This window comes from Streptomyces sp. B93 (genome assembly GCF_018070565.1).
GTDB lineage: Bacteria > Actinomycetota > Actinomycetes > Streptomycetales > Streptomycetaceae > Streptomyces.
In genome coordinates this window covers 57,042-73,788 of the sequence record NZ_JAGPXL010000017.1, presented here as the reverse complement: position 1 = coordinate 73,788, position 16,747 = coordinate 57,042, and the positions used below count along the sequence as shown (strand labels likewise).

Below are 16,747 nucleotides of genomic sequence, written 5' to 3'. Positions count from 1 at the left end.
GGCCACTGTAGGACGTGGCCCGGGGCGCGCGGGGCGGGGCCTACAGGGGTGTGACGTACGCCCCCGAGATACCGCCGTCGACGAGGAAGTCGGTGGCGTTGACGAAGGAGGAGTCGTCGCTGGCCAGGAAGGCGACGGCGGCGGCGATCTCCTCGGCCTCGGCGAACCGGCCCACCGGGATGTGCACCAGGCGGCGCGCGGCGCGCTCCGGGTCCTTGGCGAACAGCTCCTGGAGGAGGGGGGTGTTGACGGGACCGGGGCACAGCGCGTTGACGCGGATGCCCTCGCGCGCGAACTGCACGCCCAGTTCCCGGGACATGGCGAGCACGCCGCCCTTGGACGCCGTGTACGAGATCTGTGAGGTGGCCGCGCCCATCCGGGCCACGAACGACGCGGTGTTGATGATGGAGCCCTTGCCCTGGCGCCGCATGTACGGGATGGCGGCCTTGCAGCACAGGTAGACGGAGGTGAGGTTGACCTCCTGCACCCGCTTCCAGGCGTCGAGGCCGGTGTCCAGGATGGAGTCGTCGTCGGGCGGGGAGATGCCCGCGTTGTTGAAGGCGACGTCGACGCTGCCGTAGGTGTCGTACGCCGCCCTGAACAGCGCCTCGACCTGCTCGGCGTCGGTGACGTCGACCTGCACGAAGAGGCCGCCGACCTCCTCGGCGGCGGCCTTGCCGGTGGTCTCGTCGATGTCGCCGCAGACGACGTTGGCGCCCTCGGCGGCGAGGCGGCGGACGGTGGCGAGTCCGATGCCGCTGCCCGCTCCGGTGACGACGGCGGTACGGCCGGCCAGTCGGCGGCAAACGAGGTCTTCGGTCACTGTGCGGGGCCCTCCGTGCTGATGAAGACGTTCTTGGTCTCGGTGAAGGCGGTGAGCGCGTCCGGGCCCAGTTCGCGGCCGATGCCGGACTGTTTGAAGCCGCCGAAGGGGGTCCAGTAGCGGACGCTGGAGTGGGAGTTGACGGACAGGTTGCCCGCGCGGACGGCCCCCGAGACGCGCAGGGCGCGGCCGACGTCGCGGGTCCAGACGGAGCCGGAGAGGCCGTAGGGGGTGTCGTTGGCGAGGCGGATCGCGTCGGCCTCGTCGTCGAAGGGGAGGACGACGGCGACGGGGCCGAAGACCTCCTCGACGGCCACGCGCGCGTGCGGGTCGACGTCGGTGAGGACGGTGGGCGGGAACCAGTAGCCGGGGCCTTCCGGGGCCTTGCCGCGGATGCCGGTCGCGTCGGGGCCGACATAGGAGCGGACGCGGTCCAGCTGGGTCCTGGAGATCAGCGGGCCCATGTCGGTGGTCTCGTCGGACGGGTCGCCGACGCGTACGGCCTCGATCGCGGGGGCCAGCAGTTCCAGGAAGCGGTCGTACACCGTCCGCTGGACGAGGATGCGGGTGCGGGCGCAGCAGTCCTGGCCGGAGTTGTCGAGGAAGGACATGGGGGCGGTGGCCGCGGCGGTCTCGAGGTCGGCGTCGGCGAAGACGAGGTTGGGGCTCTTGCCGCCGAGTTCGAGGGTGACCCGCTTCAGCAGCGCCGATCCCTTCGCCAACACCTGTTTGCCCACGGCCGTTGACCCAGTGAAGACGATCTTCGCCACGCCGGGGTGTTCGACGAGGGCGTTGCCCGCGACCGGCCCGTGGCCGGGCAGGACCTGGAACAGGCCCTCGGGAAGTCCCGCCTCGAGGGCCAGTTCCGCCAGGCGCAGCGCCGTCAGCGGGGTGGTCTCGGCGGGCTTGAGGAGCACGGCGTTGCCCGCGGCGAGCGCGGGGGCCGTGCCCCAGGCCGCGATCGGCATGGGGAAGTTCCACGGCGCGATGACGCCGACCACGCCGAGCGGTTCGAGGAGGGTGATGTCGAGGCCGCCGGGCACCGGGATCTGGCGTCCGGTGAGCCGTTCCACCCCGCCCGCCGCGTAGTCGAGCAGGTCGCGCACGTTGCCCGCCTCCCAGCGGGCGTTGCCGACGGTGTGCCCGGCCTCCCGGACCTCCAACGCGGCGAGTTCTTCGAGGTGTTCGTCGACGGTCGCGGCGAACCGGCGCAGCAGCCGGGCCCGGTCGCCCGGGGCGAGGGCCGCCCACCGGGTCTGGGCGCGGGTGGCCCGTACGACGGCCGCGTCCACGTCGGCGGCGGTGGCGGCGGGGACGGTGGCGACGGTCTCCTCGGTGGCCGGGTTCACCACCTGGAGCCGGTCGGACGACGGGAGCCGGTCGGACGACGGGAGCCGGTCGGACGACGGGAGCCGGTCGGACGACGGGAGCTGGTCGGACAAGAAGGCCTCACATGCGTTCGAAGGAGCGGCGCAGCTCCCAGTCGGTGACCGCGGCGTCGTAGGCGTCGATCTCGACCCGGGCCATGTTCCGGTAGTGCGCGACGACCTCGTCGCCGAAGGCCGCCATGGCGATCGGGCTGTTCTCCCACAGGTCGGCGGCTTCGCGCAGGGTGGTGGGGACGTGCTCGTACCCGGCGGTGTAGGCGTTGCCGGGGCAGGGCTCGGGCAGTTCCAGCCCTCGCTCCACGCCGTACAGGCCCGCGGCCACCATCCCGGCGACCGCGAGGTGCGGGTTGACGTCGCCGCCGGGGAGCCGGTTCTCGAAGCGCGTGGAGCGGCCGTGGCCGACCACCCGCAGGGCGCAGGTGCGGTTGTCGTGCCCCCAGGCGACGGCGGTCGGGGCGAAGGAGCCGGGCTGGAACCGCTTGTAGGAGTTGATGTGGGGCGCGTACAGCAGCGCGAAGTCGCGCAGCGCGGCGAGCTGTCCGGCGAGGAAGTGCCGCATGAGATCCGACATCCCCGCGGGCCCCGCCATGGCGTTGGTGCCGTCGGCGTCCGCGAGCGAGAGGTGGATGTGGCAGGAGTTGCCCTCGCGCTCGTTGTACTTGGCCATGAAGGTCAGCGAGCAGCCTTCCTGGGCGGCGATCTCCTTGGCGCCGGTCTTGTAGACGGCGTGCTGGTCGCAGGTGGTGAGGGCCTCGTCGTAGCGGAAGGCGATCTCGTGCTGGCCGGGGTTGCACTCGCCCTTGGCGGACTCGACGGTCATCCCGGCGCCCGCCATCTCGTTGCGGATGCGGCGCAGCAGGGGCTCGATGCGGCCGGTGCCGAGGACCGAGTAGTCGATGTTGTACTGGTTCGCCGGGGTCAGGCCCCGGTAGCCCGCGTCCCAGGCCTGCTCGTAGGTGTCCCGGAAGACGATGAACTCCAGCTCGGTGCCGACCTGCGCGGTCAGCCCCCGGGCGGCGAGACGTTCCAGCTGTCGGCGGAGTATCTGGCGGGGCGCGGCGACGACCGGGGAGCCGTCGCCCCAGGCGAGGTCGGCGATCACCATGGCGGTGCCCGGGTGCCAGGGGATGCGGCGCAGGGTGGCGAGGTCGGGGTGCATGGCGAAGTCGCCGTAGCCGCGTTCCCAGGAGGACATGTCGTAGCCGTCGACGGTGTTCATGTCGGTGTCGACGGCGAGGAGGTAATTGCAGCCCTCGGTGCCGTGGTGGAGGACCTCGTCGAGGAAGAAGCGGGCGGCGAACCGCTTGCCCTGGAGGCGTCCCTGCATGTCCGGGAAGGCCAGGACGACGGTGTCGATCTCGCCGCCCGCGACGAGGGCGTGCAGTTCCTCGACGGCGAGCGGGGGTGTGCGGTCTGCCACTTCAGGAGCCTCCTGGGGAGTCGCTCTCGGGCCGGGAGCCATAAGCTGCGCCATAAGGTATTGCCGGGAACCATTGCTTGGGAAGGGGGCACGGCGACATGGCGGAAGCGGGGGTCCCGGTGGCGGACCGGCTCGCCCCGGTGCTGCGGCCGGTGCGGGCGGGCAACGGCTTCGAGGAGGCGCTGGAGCAGATCCTCCAGGTGCTGCGCCTCGGCCTGGTGGCGGGCGGTGAGCGGCTGCCCGCCGAGCGGGAGCTGGCGGAGCGGCTCGGGATCAGCCGGGTGACCCTGCGCGAGGTCCTGAAGGTGCTCCAGGAGCAGGGCCTGGTGGAGGCGCGGCGCGGGCGCTACGGCGGGACGTTCGTGCTGCCGCGCACCGACGTGGGCGGCGAGGACGAGCTGCGGCGCCGGGTCGCCGAGGTGGACATCGAGGACGTGCTGCGCTTCCGGGAGGTGCTGGAGGTCGGCGCGGCGGGGCTGTGCGCCGCGCACGGCCTGACGGGGGATCAGGAGGCCCGGCTGCGGGAGGCGTTGACGGCCACGCACGAGGCACCGCTGACCGAGTACCGCCGCCTGGACACCCTGCTCCACCTCACGCTCGCCGAGCTGTGCGGCTCACCGACGCTGACCGCGCAGTACGCGGCGGTACGGGCCACCGTGAACGACCTGCTCGACTGCATCCCGCTGCTGGTGCGCAACCTGGAGCACTCGCAGCGCCAGCACGAGGCGCTGGTGGAGGCGGTGCTCGACCAGGACCCGGACGGCGCGCGGGAGATGATGCGCGAGCACTGCGCGGGGACGGCGGCGCTGCTGCGCGGGTTCCTGGCGTGATCCGCGGGCACGCGTGAACTCCCGCGCGGACGGGGAGGGTTTACGACGGGTTAACGCACGGGGCTTGCTTTCCCGGCGCCCGGACCACAAAGGTATGCATCCATTCCATTGAGGCCCGCCCCTGAGGAGTCGCCGCATGACCGTGGAACCCTCGTCCCTGGAACCCTCCTCACCCCGGGCCGCCGACCCGGCGGACGACTACCTCAGGCGGCGTGCCCTGCGCCGGGGCAGCGCGGGCTGGCTGCTGCTGACCGGACTCGGCGTGGCGTACGTCGTCTCCGGCGACTACTCCGGCTGGAACTTCGGCCTGGCCGAGGGCGGCTTCGGCGGGCTGGCGATCGCCATGGTGCTCATGGGCGCCATGTACACCTGCATGGTCTTCGCCCTCGCCGAACTGTCCTCGATCCTGCCCACCGCGGGCGGCGGCTACGGCTTCGCCCGCCGCGCGCTCGGCCCGTGGGGCGGCTTCCTGACCGGTACGGCGATCCTCATCGAGTACGTCCTCGCGCCCGCCGCGATCGTCATCTTCATCGGCGACTACGTCGAGTCGCTCGGCCTCTTCGGCCTGGAGTCCGGCTGGCCGGTCTACCTGGTCTGCTTCGCCGTCTTCCTCGGCATCCACCTGTGGGGCGTGGGTGAGGCGCTGCGGTTCAGCTTCGTCGTCACCGGTATCGCGGTGGCCGCGCTGATCGTGTTCGCGGTGGCCGCGCTGCCGCACTTCGACGCCTCCTCCCTCGACGACATCCCCGTCGACCCGGCCGCGGCCGGGTCGAGTTCCTGGCTGCCGATGGGGCTGCTCGGCATCTGGGCCGCCTTCCCCTTCGGCATGTGGTTCTTCCTCGGCGTCGAGGGCGTCCCGCTGGCCGCCGAGGAGACCAGGGAACCCTCCCGTACGCTGCCGAAGGCGATCGTCTGGTCCATGGGCATCCTGGTCGTGCTGGCCGTGGTCACCTTCGTCACCGCGGCCGGGGCGCGCGGCTCGGCGGCGATCCAGGAGGCGGGCAACCCGCTGGTGGAGGCGCTCCAGCCGGACGGCGAGGCGACGGTGTGGAGCCGGGTCGTCAACTACGCGGGGCTCGCGGGCCTGGTGGCGTCGTTCTTCTCGCTCATCTACGCGGGCTCGCGCCAGCTGTTCGCGCTGTCCCGGGCGGGCTACCTGCCGAGGTTCCTCTCCCTCACCAGCGGCCGCAAGGCGCCGTACCTGGGGCTGCTGGTGCCCGGCGCGATCGGCTTCGGGCTGGCCGCGGGCACCGGCGACGGGGCGCGGATGCTGAACGTCGCCGTGTTCGGCGCGACCATCTCCTACGCGCTGATGTCCCTGTCGCACATCGTGCTGCGCCGCCGCGAGCCGGGCCTGGAGCGGCCCTACCGGACGCCGGGCGGGGTGCTGACGTCGTCGGTGGCGCTGGTGCTGGCCTGCGCGGCGCTGGTGGCTACGTTCCTCGTCGATGTGACCGCGGCGTTGATCGCGCTGGCGGTGTACATCGTGGCGCTGGCCTACTTCGGTCTGTACAGCCGCAGGCATCTGGTGGCGAAGGCGCCGGAGGAGGAGTTCGCGGCGCTGGCGGCGGCCGAGGCAGAGTTGGCACGGGACTGACGGCGACAGCCGAGGGAGAGTGGTGTGGTGGCCAGGCCGCTGATCGGGATCAGCACCTATCTGGAGTCCGGGGCGCGCTGGGGCGTGTGGGAGCTTCAGGCGGCGCTGCTGCCCGCCGGTTACCCACGGCTCGTGCGCCGGGCGGGCGGACTGGCCGCGATGCTCCCCCCGGACGCGCCGGAGCACGCGGCGGCGACGGTGGCCCGCCTGGACGGCCTGGTGATCGCGGGCGGCCCGGACGTGGACCCGGTCCGCTACGGCGCCGACCGCGACCCCCGCACCGGCCCGCCCGCCCGGGAACGGGACGCCTGGGAACTCGCCCTCGTCGGAGCGGCCCTCCACGCGCGCGTGCCACTGCTCGGCGTCTGCCGGGGCATGCAGCTGCTGAACGTCGCCCTCGGCGGCACCCTCGTGCAGCACCTCGACGGCCACACCGAGGCGGTCGGCGTCTTCGGCCGCCACCCGGTCAAGCCCGTACCGGGCACGCTCTACGCCGAGGTGGTCCCGGAGGAGACCTCGGTGCCGACGTACCACCACCAGTGCGTGGACCGCCTGGGCACCGGCCTCGTCCCGTCGGCGTACGCGGCGGACGGCACCGTGGAGGCGGTGGAACTGCCGCCCGCCGGGGGCGGGGGCTGGGTCCTGGGGGTGCAGTGGCACCCGGAGATGGGCGAGGACGTACGCGTGATGGAGGCCCTGGTGAGGGCGGCGGCGCGCCGGGGCGGGACACCCGGCGGCGGCCCGCTCCTACCCCCGGGTCAGTGACAGCAGGTCCCGCGCGGGACCCGTGGGCCGGTGTCCCGTGGGCCACACCGCGCGCAGCGCGCGCTGGAGGGAGACGTCGGACAGGGGGACGCTGACGAGGCGGCGCATGGTGAGTTCCTCGCGGACGGCGAGTTCGCTGAGGACGGAGGGGCCCGCGCCGCTGACCGCGGCCGCCTTGACCGCGGTGGTCGAGGACAGCTCGATCAGGGGGCGGGCGAGCCCGCCGAGGGCGGAGTCCAGGACCTGGCGGGTGCCGGAGCCCTCCTCGCGCAGGATCAGCGGCGTGGCCGCCAGTTCCCCGGCGGACAGGGGGCGGCGGCGCCGCACCCACGGGTGGCCGGGAGCCGCGACGACGACCAGCCGGTCATGGGCGACGACCACCGAGTCCAGGCCGGGCGGGACGGTCAGCCCCTCGACGAAGCCGAGGTCGGCCTCGTCGGCGAGGAGGCGTTCGGCGACCGCCGCCGAGTTGCCCGCGAGCAGCGACACCGCCGTGTCGGGGCGCTCGGCGCGCAGCGCGAGGAGCCAGCCCGGCAGCAGGTACTCGGCGATGGTCATGCTGGCCGCGACCCGCAGCCGGGAGTCGCGCCGGTCGCGCAGCGCCTGGGCGCCCGCGTCGAACGCCTCCGCGGCCTCGACGACCCGGCGCGCCCAGTCCGTCACCAGCGCGCCCGCGTCGGTGAGCCGGGAGCCGCGCGGCGAGCGGTCCACGAGGGCCACCCCGAGCTGCCGTTCCATGGAGCGGATGCGGCTGCTGGCGGCGGGCTGGGTGATGCCGACCTCCCGCGCCGCGGCGCCCAGACTGCCCAGCCGGGCCACGGCCAGCAGCAGTTCCAGCGCCCCGAGGTCCGGCACCCGGTGCGCGAGGTTGCCCGCGTGCCCGTGCCCGTGGTCGTCCGTGCCGCCACCGCCGTTGTTGCCGCCGTTGCCGCCGGCGCTGTTCCTGCCCATAAACCCAGCTTATGTCGTGATAGGGACAACCCCTCTGGTCGCGGCCCGGGCCGGGCCCGACCGTGGACCCATGGTCACCGCAGCCGAGCCCCTCCCCCGTGCCACCGCACACCGCCCGCGCGCCGTCGCCGTCCGTCACCTCGGACCCAACTGGTACGCCACCGTCATGGGCACCGCCGTCCTCGCCACCGCGGGACACCGCCTCTCCCCCGCCCCGCTCGCCCTGTGGGCGGCCGTGTGGAGCCTGGCCCTCGCCCTGCTGGCCGTGCTGCTCACCGCCCGCGCCCTGCACTGGGTCCACCACCGCGACCAGGCCCGCGCCCACCTCCTCGACCCGGCGACGGCCCCCTTCTACGGCTGCCTGGCCATGGCCCTGCTCGCCGTCGGCGGCGGCGCGCTCACCGTCGGCCGGGACTGGACGCATTCGGGCGCGGTGGTGGTGCTGGGCGCCGTGCTGTTCGCCGCCGGTACGGCCGTCGGGCTGGCGGCGGCCGTCGCGGTGCCGTACCTGATGGCCGTACACCATCGGGTACGGCTGTCGCAGGCGTCGCCGGTGTGGCTGCTGCCGCTGGTCGCGCCCATGGTGTCGGCTGCCGTGGGGCCGCTGCTGGTGCCCTGGATGCCGGCGGGCCAGGCGCGGCAGACACTGCTGCTGGGCTGTGTCGCGCTGTTCGGGCTGAGTCTCCTCGCGACGCTGCTAATGCTGCCGCTGGTCTTCGCCCGGCTGCTGACGGGCGGTCCGCTGCCCCTCGCCCTCACCCCGGCCCTCTTCCTGGTGCTGGGCCCGCTCGGGCAGTCCACGACGGCGGCCGGGCAGTTCGCGGACGCCGCTCCCGGCGTGCTGCCCGCCCCGTACGCCGAGGGCCTGCGGGCGCTCGCCGTCCTGTACGGCGTCCCCGTGACGGGCTTCGCGCTGCTGTGGTGCTGCCTCGCCGCCGCCCATGTGCTGCGCGCCCACCGGCACGGCATGCGCTTCGCGATGACGTGGTGGGCGTTCACCTTCCCGGTGGGCACCTGTGTGACCGGCGCCGAGTCGCTGGCCCGGCACACCGGACTGGCCGCGTTCGGCTGGCTGGCGGTCGGGCTGTACGTCGCGCTGGCCGCCGCCTGGACCGCCGCGGCGGTGCCCACCGTGCGCGGGCTGGTCAGCGGTGAGCTGCTCGCAGCGCCGCGCCCAGCACCCGCGGCGCCGCTGCCAGCGACGGCCCGTACCAGGTGAGGTGCCGCCCGTCGACGAGGGCGCAGGGCAGGCCGGGGAAGGCCTCCGGCCCGTCGTCGGCGGTGAAGCGGTACGGCTCGTCCGGCAGCACCACGACATCCGGGGCCGCCGCGCGCAGCTCGGGCAGCGGGACGCGCGGGTAGCGGTCGGGGTGCGCGCGGTAGAGGTGGTCGACGCCGAGCCGGGCCAGCACGTCCCCCGCGAAGGTGTCCCGGCCCAGCACCATCCAGGGCCGCCGCCAGATGGGCACCACGGCCGTCGTACGCCGCTGCGGCACCGGCAGCTCGGACCAGGCGGTCTCCGCCTCGTCCAGCCACCGCGGCCGTGCCCCGGCCCCGCAGGCGGCCAGCACCCGGTCCAGCTCGCGCAGGGCACCCGGCACGTCCCGCACCTCGGTCACCAGCACCTCGACGCCCGCCGCGCGCAGGGCGTCCAGATCGGGGGCGCGGTTCTCCTCCTCGTTGGCGACCACCAGGTCGGGGGCGAGGGAGACGATCCGGTCGACGTCGGGGTTCTTGGTGCCGCCGACACGGGTGACGTCGAGGTCCGCCGGACGGTCGCACCAGTCGGTGGCGCCGACGAGCGCCCCCGGCACGGTCACCGCCACCGCCTCCGTCAGCGACGGCACCAGGGAGACCACCCGGGGCACGAGGCTACCGCTGCCGGTCGTGGAGCGCCTCGATGTGCTCCGCCACGGCGACGACCAGCACCCGGGTCTCGGGCACGGTCGCCCGCCAGCGGTGGCGCACCCCGCCGGTCAGGTACAGCGTGTCGCCACGGCCGAGCCGGTACGCCCGGCCCTCCGCCTCGATCTCCACCGCGCCGTCCGCCACGTACATCAACTGGTCGTTGCGGTACTGGAATTCACGGCCCGCGTCATGGTCGCCGGTGAACTCCGAGGCGTGCATCTGATGGTGACCGCGCACCAGCGAGCGCGCCCGCGGCACCGGTGACGGCTCGGCGCCCTCCGCGCGCACGACGTCGACGCTGCACGCCGGGTCGGCGGCGGCGAGGAGTTCGACGGCGGTGGTGCGCAGCGCGTCGGCCACCTTCTCCAGGGAGCTGGTGCTGGGCCGGGCCCGGTCGTTCTCGATCTGGCTGAGGAAGGGCACGGACAGGCCACTGCGTTCGGCGACGACGGCGAGGGTGAGCTGAAGCGCCCGGCGCCGCCGCCGTACGGCCGCGCCCACTCGAAGCGGCTGTTCTTTGTGGTCGCCCATCGCTCCGGCTCCCTCCTTCGCTCGTCCTCGCCCGTTCACCGGGGTGCCCCGCCCCGGCACTCCGCCTTTTGAGTTCTCTGCACCCTACGCATGTTCGGCAAACCGTTTCCCGTGGCCGTCACATCGACGACCCACCGCGTGGGGTACGACCTCACAGTTCGCGCCACCTGGATCATCCCGCGCGGCCTACCGGACGGGGAACCCCTCCACGCCCACCGGCCGGTCGGCGGACCGCCCGGTCCACGGCGGTCGACCACCCCTCTTCCGTCGAATGTCCGGCTGTTCCTCCATGTTCCCCCATCTTCCTCCGCTAGGCGGACCGTGAAGTCGGGGCCGGGGTCACGCGGTTGGGCGGCCGACTTCGGGGGGTGACATGGCGCTGCGTGGTTGTCCGGATCCTTTTGGTAGGCACGCGGCCCCGGGCGGGCCGTTCCCGGACACCACGAGGGGCGGGCCCCGCCGCGCCACGGAAGGAAGGTCCGCGCGGCGGTGCCCGCCCCTCGGGCGGCGGTCCGGGCCGGTCAGGTCACCCGGCCGCCCGGTTCTGGGCGCTCCCGTCGACGGGAGCCCACTTGTCGAGCAGGCCGGGGTTGTTCTCCAGCCAGACGCGGACGGCGTCCTGCTCCTTGCCCCGTCCGGCCTTGAGGATCTTCGACTCGAGACCGGTGAGCTGCTCCTCGGTCATGGAGAAGTCCTTCAGCCAGCGGGCGACGTCGGGGTTGTCGTCCGCGAAGCCGGTGCGCGCCACGGTGTGCACGCCGTCGCCCTCGCCCCAGGCACCCTTGGGGTCCTTGAGCTTCTTCAGGTCGTAGTCGCTGTACGCCCAGTGCGGCGACCAGAGCGTGACGACGACGGGTTCCCTGTTGGCGTAGGCGCGCTTCAGCTCGGCGAGCATCGCCGGGGTGGAGCCGTCGACGACCTCGAAGCTGTCCTGGAGGCCGTACTCCTTGAGCACCTTGTCCTTGAGCAGGCCCATCATCCCGGCGCTCGGTTCGATGCCGATGATCTTGCCGTCGAGGTCGGCGGCGTGGTTCTTCAGGTCCGCCAGGGAGTTCACGTCCTCCATGTACGCGGGGACGGTCAGTTCCAGGGAGGTCGGCCCGTACCAGGAGCCCAGGTCCTCGAGGTCCTCGCCGTACTTCGACCAGTACTCGCCGTGCGTGGTGGGCAGCCAGGCGTCCGTCTGGAAGTCGACCTGGCCGGTGGCGACGCCCGTGTAGAGGGGGCCCGCGGCGTACTGGGTGGCGGTGACGTCGAAGCCGCGGCGCTCCAGCATCTCCTTCCACAGGTAGGTGGAGGCGATGCCCTCGTCCCAGGGCAGATAGCCGATCTTCACCTCGCGGCCCTCGCCGACCCGTGAGCCGGAGGCCTCGGTGGTGCCGGCGGAGCCGAAGACGTTCATGCCACCGGCGACCAGGGCGAGGACGACCACGCCGACCACGGCGACCACGGGGCGGGGGCGGTGGGCCCACGGCCGGACGGCGCTCGCGGTACGGGCCCGCGCCGCGGCCCGGCGGCCCAGCGGGGAGATCTGGGTGCCCAGCGCGCTGGTCATGCGGTCCAGGTAGATGGCGAGGACGACGATGGCGACGCCCGCCTCGAAGCCGTAGCCGATCTCCAGCCGTCCGATGGCCTCGTTGACCGCGCCGCCGAGGCCGCCGGTCCCGGCCATGCCGGCGATGACGACCATCGACAGGCCCAGCATGATGACCTGGTTGACGCCCGCCATGATCGTCGGCAGGGCGAGCGGCAGCTGGACCCGGAACAGGGTGTCGCGCGGGGTGGTGCCGAAGGCCTCGGCGGCCTCGACGAGTTCCGCGTCGACCTGGCGGATGCCAAGTTCGGTCATCCGCACGCCGGGCGCGATCGCGAAGATCAGCGTGGCGACCACACCGGCGGCGGTGCCCAGACCGAAGAACAGGATCGCCGGGATCAGCAGCACCATCGACGGCATCGTCTGGAGCAGGTCGAGGGCGGGCCGTACGGCCGCGCTGACCGTCTTGGAGCGGGCCGCCCAGATGCCCAGCGGGACGGCGACCAGCAGGGCGATGGCGGTGGCGACGAGCACCAGGGCCAGCGTCGACATCGCCCGCTCCCACAGGCCGAGCGAGTCGATGAGGGCGAACCCGGCGAACGCCAGGACGCCCGCGACGAGGCCGCGCAGCCACCAGGCGACCACCGCGAGGATGCCCGCCAGCAGCAGCGCGTCCGGGGCGGTGAGCACGGCGTTCACGGCGTCGTACAGGCCGCCCAGCACGGCCTTGACCGCGTCGAACAGCCAGGCCAGGTGGGTGAGCAGCCAGTCGACGCCGGAGTCGACCCAGTCACCGAGGTGCAGCCTAGGCACGGGCGGTCACCTTCCCGTCCGTGGCCTCGCGCGGGCCGTCGCAGGGCTCCGGGGCGCCCGGTCCGTCCCCGAGGGCGCCGACCAGCCGCCGGGGCGGTACGACGCCGACGACGGCACCGTCGGCGCCCAGCACGGCGACGGGGTGCGGCACGCGCGCGCCGAGCGCGCACAGCTCGCCGAAGGGGGTGTCCGGGGTGGCGGTGGCGCAGCCGCAGTCCGCCTCGTCGCCGCGCGGCCCGGTGTCCATGACGGCGGCGGCCGTCAGCACGCGCGAGCGGTCGACGTCCTTGGTGAAGGAGGCGACGTAGTCGTCGGCGGGGCGCAGCAGGATGTCCTCGGCGGTGCCGTCCTGCACGATGCGGCCGTCGCGCATGACGGCGATGCGGTCGCCCAGGCGCATGGCCTCGTTGAGGTCGTGGGTGATGAAGACGATGGTCTTCTTCAGCGTCCGCTGGAGCTGGAGCAGCTGGTCCTGCATGTCCCGCCGGATCAGCGGGTCGAGGGCGCTGAAGGACTCGTCCATCAGCAGCAGGTCGGCGTCGGTGGCCAGCGCGCGGGCGAGGCCGACGCGCTGCTGCATGCCGCCGGACAGCTCGTCGGGCCAGGACCGCTCCCATCCGGCGAGCCCGCACAGCCGCAGCGCCTCGGCGGCGCGCTCCTCGCGTTCGGCGCGGGGCACGCCCTGCACGGCGAGGCCGTAGGCGGCGTTCTCCAGCACGCTGCGGTGCGGGAAGAGCGCGAAGTGCTGGAAGACCATGCTGATCTTCCGGGCGCGGACCTCGCGCAGTTCGGCGGCGTCGAGCGCGGTCAGGTCCTGGCCGTCGAAGCGGACGTGGCCCGCGGTCGGCTCCAGCAGCCCGTTGAGCATGCGCAGCAGGGTGGACTTGCCGGACCCGGACAGGCCCATGACGACGAAGATCTGACCGGGTGCGACGGCGAAGGAGGCGTCGATCACCGCGGCGGTGGTGCCGTCGGCGCGCAGCTCCTCCCGATCGGCTCCGTCGCGCAGCCTCTCGACTGCCTCCTTGGGTCGTCTGCCGAACACCTTGTACAGATGTTCGGCTTCTAGCCTGGCTGACACACGTACCTCTTGTCTCGACTGCGGGGGCGGAGCCTGCGGCCGCAGACAGTTGAACAGGCAACCGGCCCGGCTCCGCGGCGGCGCCTGCCCCTGCCCCGGACCGGCAAACACACAAGTGGCCCAGTTCACAGGGGGTGCCCGGGGGTGCCGGTGGGCACGCCGGGGGCCGTTGTCAGTGGGGTGCGGCATGATGCGAGGCGTGACCGGACGACTGATGCTGCTCGACACCGCCTCGCTCTACTTCCGCGCCTACTTCGGTGTGCCGGAGTCCGTGAAAGCCATGGACGGCACCCCGGTGAACGCCGTGCGCGGACTGCTGGAATTCATCGACCGCCTGGTCCGCGACCACCGCCCCACCCACCTGGTCGCCTGCATGGACGCCGACTGGCGCCCGCAGTGGCGGGTCGACCTGATCCCGTCGTACAAGGCGCACCGCGTCGCCGAGGAACACGCGTCGGGGCCGGACGAGGAGGAGGTGCCCGACACCCTCGCCCCGCAGGTGCCGGTCATCGAGGCCGTCCTCGACGCCCTCGGCATCGCCCGGGTGGGCGTCGCGGGCTACGAGGCCGACGACGTGATCGGCACGTTCACCGCCCGCGCCGACGGCCCGGTCGACATCGTCACCGGCGACCGCGACCTGTACCAGCTGGTGGACGACGCGCGCGGGGTGCGGGTGCTGTATCCCCTCAAGGGCGTGGGCACGCTCCAGATCACCGACGAGTCGGTGCTGCGCGAGAAGTACGGCGTCGACGGCCCCGGGTACGCGGACCTGGCGCTGCTGCGCGGCGACCCGAGCGACGGGCTGCCGGGCGTGCCCGGCATCGGTGAGAAGACGGCCGCGAAGCTGCTCGCCGAGTTCGGTGACCTGGCCGGGATCATGGCCGCGGTCGACGACCCGAAGGCGAGGCTTACCCCCTCGCAGCGCAAGCGCCTCACCGAGGCCCGCCCGTATGTCGAGGTCGCGCCGAAGGTGGTCAAGGTGGCCGACGACGTGCCGGTGCCCGAGGTCGACACGGCGCTGCCGCGCGCTCCCCGCAACGCCACCGGACTGACCGAGCTGGCGGCACACTGGAACCTCGGCGGTTCCCTGGAGCGGCTGCTGACCACGCTCCGGGCGTGAAGCCGTACGGGAGGCGCATCCATTGGTCCCGTGCGCGGCGGGACCGGAAGAGCGACTGAAGAGCTGTCCACAGGAAGGAAGTGCTAACTTAGGTAAACCTAAGCACGGGACAGCAGGGAGGCCGCCATGGCAGAACGTCCGGCCCGCAAGCCGCGCAGGGCCCACTCCGCGCAGGTCGTTCGCACCGAACGGCTCACTCCGCACATGCAGCGCGTGGTGCTCGGCGGCGAGGGACTGGCCGAGTTCTCGGCGGGCGCCTGCACCGACCACTATGTGAAGCTGCTCTTCCCGGCCGAGGGCGTGACCTATCCCGAGCCTTTCGACATGGAGCGCATCCGCGAGGAGTTCCCCCGCGACCAGTGGCCGGTGACCCGCACCTACACGGTGCGCGCCTGGGACCCCGCCCTGCGCGAGCTGACCCTGGACTTCGTCCTGCACGGCGACGAGGGCCTGGCGGGCCCCTGGGCCACCCACGCCCGCCCCGGCGACACCATCCGCTTCATGGGCCCCGGCGGCGCCTACGCCCCCGACCCGGACGCCGACTGGCACCTCCTCGTCGGCGACGAGAGCGCCCTGCCCGCCATCGCCGCCGCCCTGGAGGCGCTGCCCGACGGCTCCGAGGTCCGCGCCCTGGTGGAGATCGCCGGGCCCGAGGAGGAGCAGAAGATCGACTCCGACGCGGAGGTGGTCTGGCTGCACCGCGGCGACCGGCCGATCGGCGAGGCCCTGCTGGCCGCCGTACGCGCCCTGTCCTTCCCGGAGGGCCGTGTGCACGCCTTCGTGCACGGCGAGGCGACCTGGGTGCGGGAACTGCGCCGCCTGCTGCGGGTGGACCACCAGATCCCCCGCGAGGACCTCTCCGTCTCCGGCTACTGGCGCCTCGGGCACAACGAGGACGGCTGGCAGCAGTCCAAGCGCGACTGGAACGCCCGGATCGAGGCCGAGCAGGAGGGCGCGCCGGCCGCCTAGCCCGGCCGGCCGGCGCACCATGAGACGCAGAACCCCCGCTCCGCCCCCACCGCTCCCCCAGCGCGACGGCATCGACCCCGTGCGGGTGCGGATGCCCGCGGACGGCGCCTGGTCCACCGTCCGCGACTACCTGGTGGCCCGGCTCACCGGGGCGGGCCCCGGTGAGATCGACGCGATGCTGGCCTCCGGCCTGATCGTCGGCGCGGACGGACGGCCCGTGGCACCGGACGCGGCCTACGCCCCGGGAACGCATGTGTGGTTCCACCGGGAGCTGCCCGCCGAGGTGCCGGTGCCGTTCCCGCTCACGGTGGTGCACCGCGACGAGCACATCGTCGTCGCCGACAAGCCGCACTTCCTGGCCACCACCCCGCGCGGCAGCCATGTCACCGAGACCGCGCTCGCCCGGCTCCGCCGCGACCTGGGCATCCCCACCCTGAGCGCCGCGCACCGGCTGGACCGGCTCACGGCGGGCCTGGTGCTGTTCACGGTGCGGCCCGAGGAACGCGGCGCCTACCAGACGCTGTTCCGGGACCGGCGGGTCCACAAGGAGTACGAGGCCGTGGCACCGTACGACCCGGCGCTCGCCCTGCCCCGGACGGTGCGCAGCCGGATCGTGAAGGAACGCGGCTCGCTGACGGCCCATGAGGTGGCGGGCGAGCCGAACGCGGTGAGCACGGTCGAGCTGCTCCGGACGCACGCCGAGCACGGCACGGCCCGCTACCGGCTGCTGCCCGCCACCGGCCAGACCCACCAGCTGCGCGTCCATATGAACGCCCTCGGGGTGCCGGTCCTGGGCGACCCCCTGTACCCCGTGGTGGCGCCGCCCGTGCCACCCGGCGACTTCGGCCGACCGCTCCAACTGCTCGCCCGGGAGCTGGAGTTCACCGACCCGGTCACCGGCGCACGGCACCGCTTCCGCAGCGGGCGGACGCTCCAGGCGTGGTCCGCGTACCCGGAGTGGGCCGTCGGCCGGTCCCCCGGCCCGACGGCCCGCTGACACTCCCGCAGGGTGTTCGC

At 73.5% G+C, this 16,747-nt stretch carries 15 protein-coding genes; 7 read left to right on the top strand and 8 right to left on the bottom strand.

What is annotated here, in order from left to right:
• Window positions 1–40: 40 nt before the first annotated feature.
• From KBY47_RS18660 to KBY47_RS18650, 3 genes are read right to left on the bottom strand one after another with little or no spacing between them, the layout of a single operon-like run.
• On the bottom strand, window positions 41–823 hold the full coding sequence (locus KBY47_RS18660) for a 3-oxoacyl-ACP reductase (RefSeq protein ID WP_210922294.1): 783 nt from the start codon (window positions 821–823) through the stop codon (window positions 41–43).
• Window positions 820–2,265: an aldehyde dehydrogenase gene (locus KBY47_RS18655; RefSeq protein WP_247694897.1), complete on the bottom strand. Its 1,446-nt coding sequence runs from the start codon at window positions 2,263–2,265 to the stop codon at window positions 820–822. Before KBY47_RS18655 ends, KBY47_RS18660 begins: the two co-directional genes overlap by 4 nt.
• A gap of 7 nt (window positions 2,266–2,272) precedes the next feature.
• Window positions 2,273–3,631 carry a glutamine synthetase family protein gene (locus KBY47_RS18650; protein WP_210922293.1) on the bottom strand — a complete coding sequence of 453 codons (1,359 nt, stop codon included), beginning with the start codon at window positions 3,629–3,631 and terminating at the stop codon, window positions 2,273–2,275.
• Window positions 3,632–3,729: 98 nt separating this feature from the next.
• On the opposite strand from KBY47_RS18650, the gene KBY47_RS18645 reads away from it, so the two are divergent.
• From KBY47_RS18645 to KBY47_RS18635, 3 genes are all read left to right on the top strand, one after another.
• Window positions 3,730–4,461, top strand: coding sequence for a FadR/GntR family transcriptional regulator (locus tag KBY47_RS18645; protein WP_210922292.1), 732 nt, complete (start codon window positions 3,730–3,732; stop codon window positions 4,459–4,461).
• Window positions 4,462–4,597: 136 nt separating this feature from the next.
• The gene (gene eat / locus KBY47_RS18640) at window positions 4,598–6,058 is read left to right on the top strand and encodes an ethanolamine permease (protein ID WP_210922291.1); all 1,461 of its coding nucleotides are present in this window, start codon (window positions 4,598–4,600) and stop codon (window positions 6,056–6,058) included.
• Window positions 6,059–6,082: 24 nt separating this feature from the next.
• The gene (locus tag KBY47_RS18635; RefSeq protein ID WP_210922290.1) at window positions 6,083–6,823 is read left to right on the top strand and encodes a gamma-glutamyl-gamma-aminobutyrate hydrolase family protein; all 741 of its coding nucleotides are present in this window, start codon (window positions 6,083–6,085) and stop codon (window positions 6,821–6,823) included.
• Here the strand turns inward: KBY47_RS18635 and KBY47_RS18630 are convergent.
• Window positions 6,806–7,774, bottom strand: a complete 969-nt coding sequence (locus KBY47_RS18630) for a LysR family transcriptional regulator (protein ID WP_247694895.1) — start codon at window positions 7,772–7,774, stop codon at window positions 6,806–6,808. The two genes, KBY47_RS18635 and KBY47_RS18630, sit on opposite strands and share 18 nt — an antisense overlap.
• Before the next feature lie 70 nt (window positions 7,775–7,844).
• Between KBY47_RS18630 and KBY47_RS18625 the strand changes: the two genes are divergently transcribed.
• Window positions 7,845–8,993 carry a TDT family transporter gene (locus KBY47_RS18625; RefSeq protein WP_210922289.1) on the top strand — a complete coding sequence of 383 codons (1,149 nt, stop codon included), beginning with the start codon at window positions 7,845–7,847 and terminating at the stop codon, window positions 8,991–8,993.
• Here the strand turns inward: KBY47_RS18625 and KBY47_RS18620 are convergent.
• The 4 genes from KBY47_RS18620 to KBY47_RS18605 all read right to left on the bottom strand — a co-directional run bounded on the left by KBY47_RS18620 (window position 8,920) and on the right by KBY47_RS18605 (window position 13,641).
• Window positions 8,920–9,642: a helical backbone metal receptor gene (locus KBY47_RS18620; RefSeq protein ID WP_210922288.1), complete on the bottom strand. Its 723-nt coding sequence runs from the start codon at window positions 9,640–9,642 to the stop codon at window positions 8,920–8,922. The two genes, KBY47_RS18625 and KBY47_RS18620, sit on opposite strands and share 74 nt — an antisense overlap.
• Before the next feature lie 4 nt (window positions 9,643–9,646).
• Window positions 9,647–10,213 (bottom strand): helix-turn-helix domain-containing protein, encoded by a 567-nt coding sequence (locus tag KBY47_RS18615; RefSeq protein WP_210922287.1) that lies wholly within the window; start codon window positions 10,211–10,213, stop codon window positions 9,647–9,649.
• A gap of 526 nt (window positions 10,214–10,739) precedes the next feature.
• The gene (locus KBY47_RS18610) at window positions 10,740–12,560 is read right to left on the bottom strand and encodes an ABC transporter permease/substrate binding protein (RefSeq protein WP_210922286.1); all 1,821 of its coding nucleotides are present in this window, start codon (window positions 12,558–12,560) and stop codon (window positions 10,740–10,742) included.
• Complete coding sequence (locus tag KBY47_RS18605; RefSeq protein WP_210922285.1) at window positions 12,553–13,641, bottom strand: glycine betaine/L-proline ABC transporter ATP-binding protein; 1,089 nt, start codon at window positions 13,639–13,641, stop codon at window positions 12,553–12,555. Before KBY47_RS18605 ends, KBY47_RS18610 begins: the two co-directional genes overlap by 8 nt.
• 190 nt (window positions 13,642–13,831) lie before the next feature.
• Here KBY47_RS18605 and KBY47_RS18600 point away from each other — a divergent pair, with 190 nt between their 5' ends.
• The 3 genes from KBY47_RS18600 to KBY47_RS18590 all read left to right on the top strand — a co-directional run bounded on the left by KBY47_RS18600 (window position 13,832) and on the right by KBY47_RS18590 (window position 16,727).
• Entirely contained in the window at window positions 13,832–14,761 is a 930-nt protein-coding gene (locus KBY47_RS18600) for a 5'-3' exonuclease (protein ID WP_247694917.1), read from the top strand.
• A 126-nt stretch (window positions 14,762–14,887) separates the two neighbouring features.
• Window positions 14,888–15,730, top strand: a complete 843-nt coding sequence (locus KBY47_RS18595) for a siderophore-interacting protein (RefSeq protein WP_210922283.1) — start codon at window positions 14,888–14,890, stop codon at window positions 15,728–15,730.
• A 19-nt stretch (window positions 15,731–15,749) separates the two neighbouring features.
• Window positions 15,750–16,727, top strand: a complete 978-nt coding sequence (locus KBY47_RS18590) for an RluA family pseudouridine synthase (protein WP_210922282.1) — start codon at window positions 15,750–15,752, stop codon at window positions 16,725–16,727.
• The last annotated feature ends 20 nt before the right edge of the window (window positions 16,728–16,747 follow it).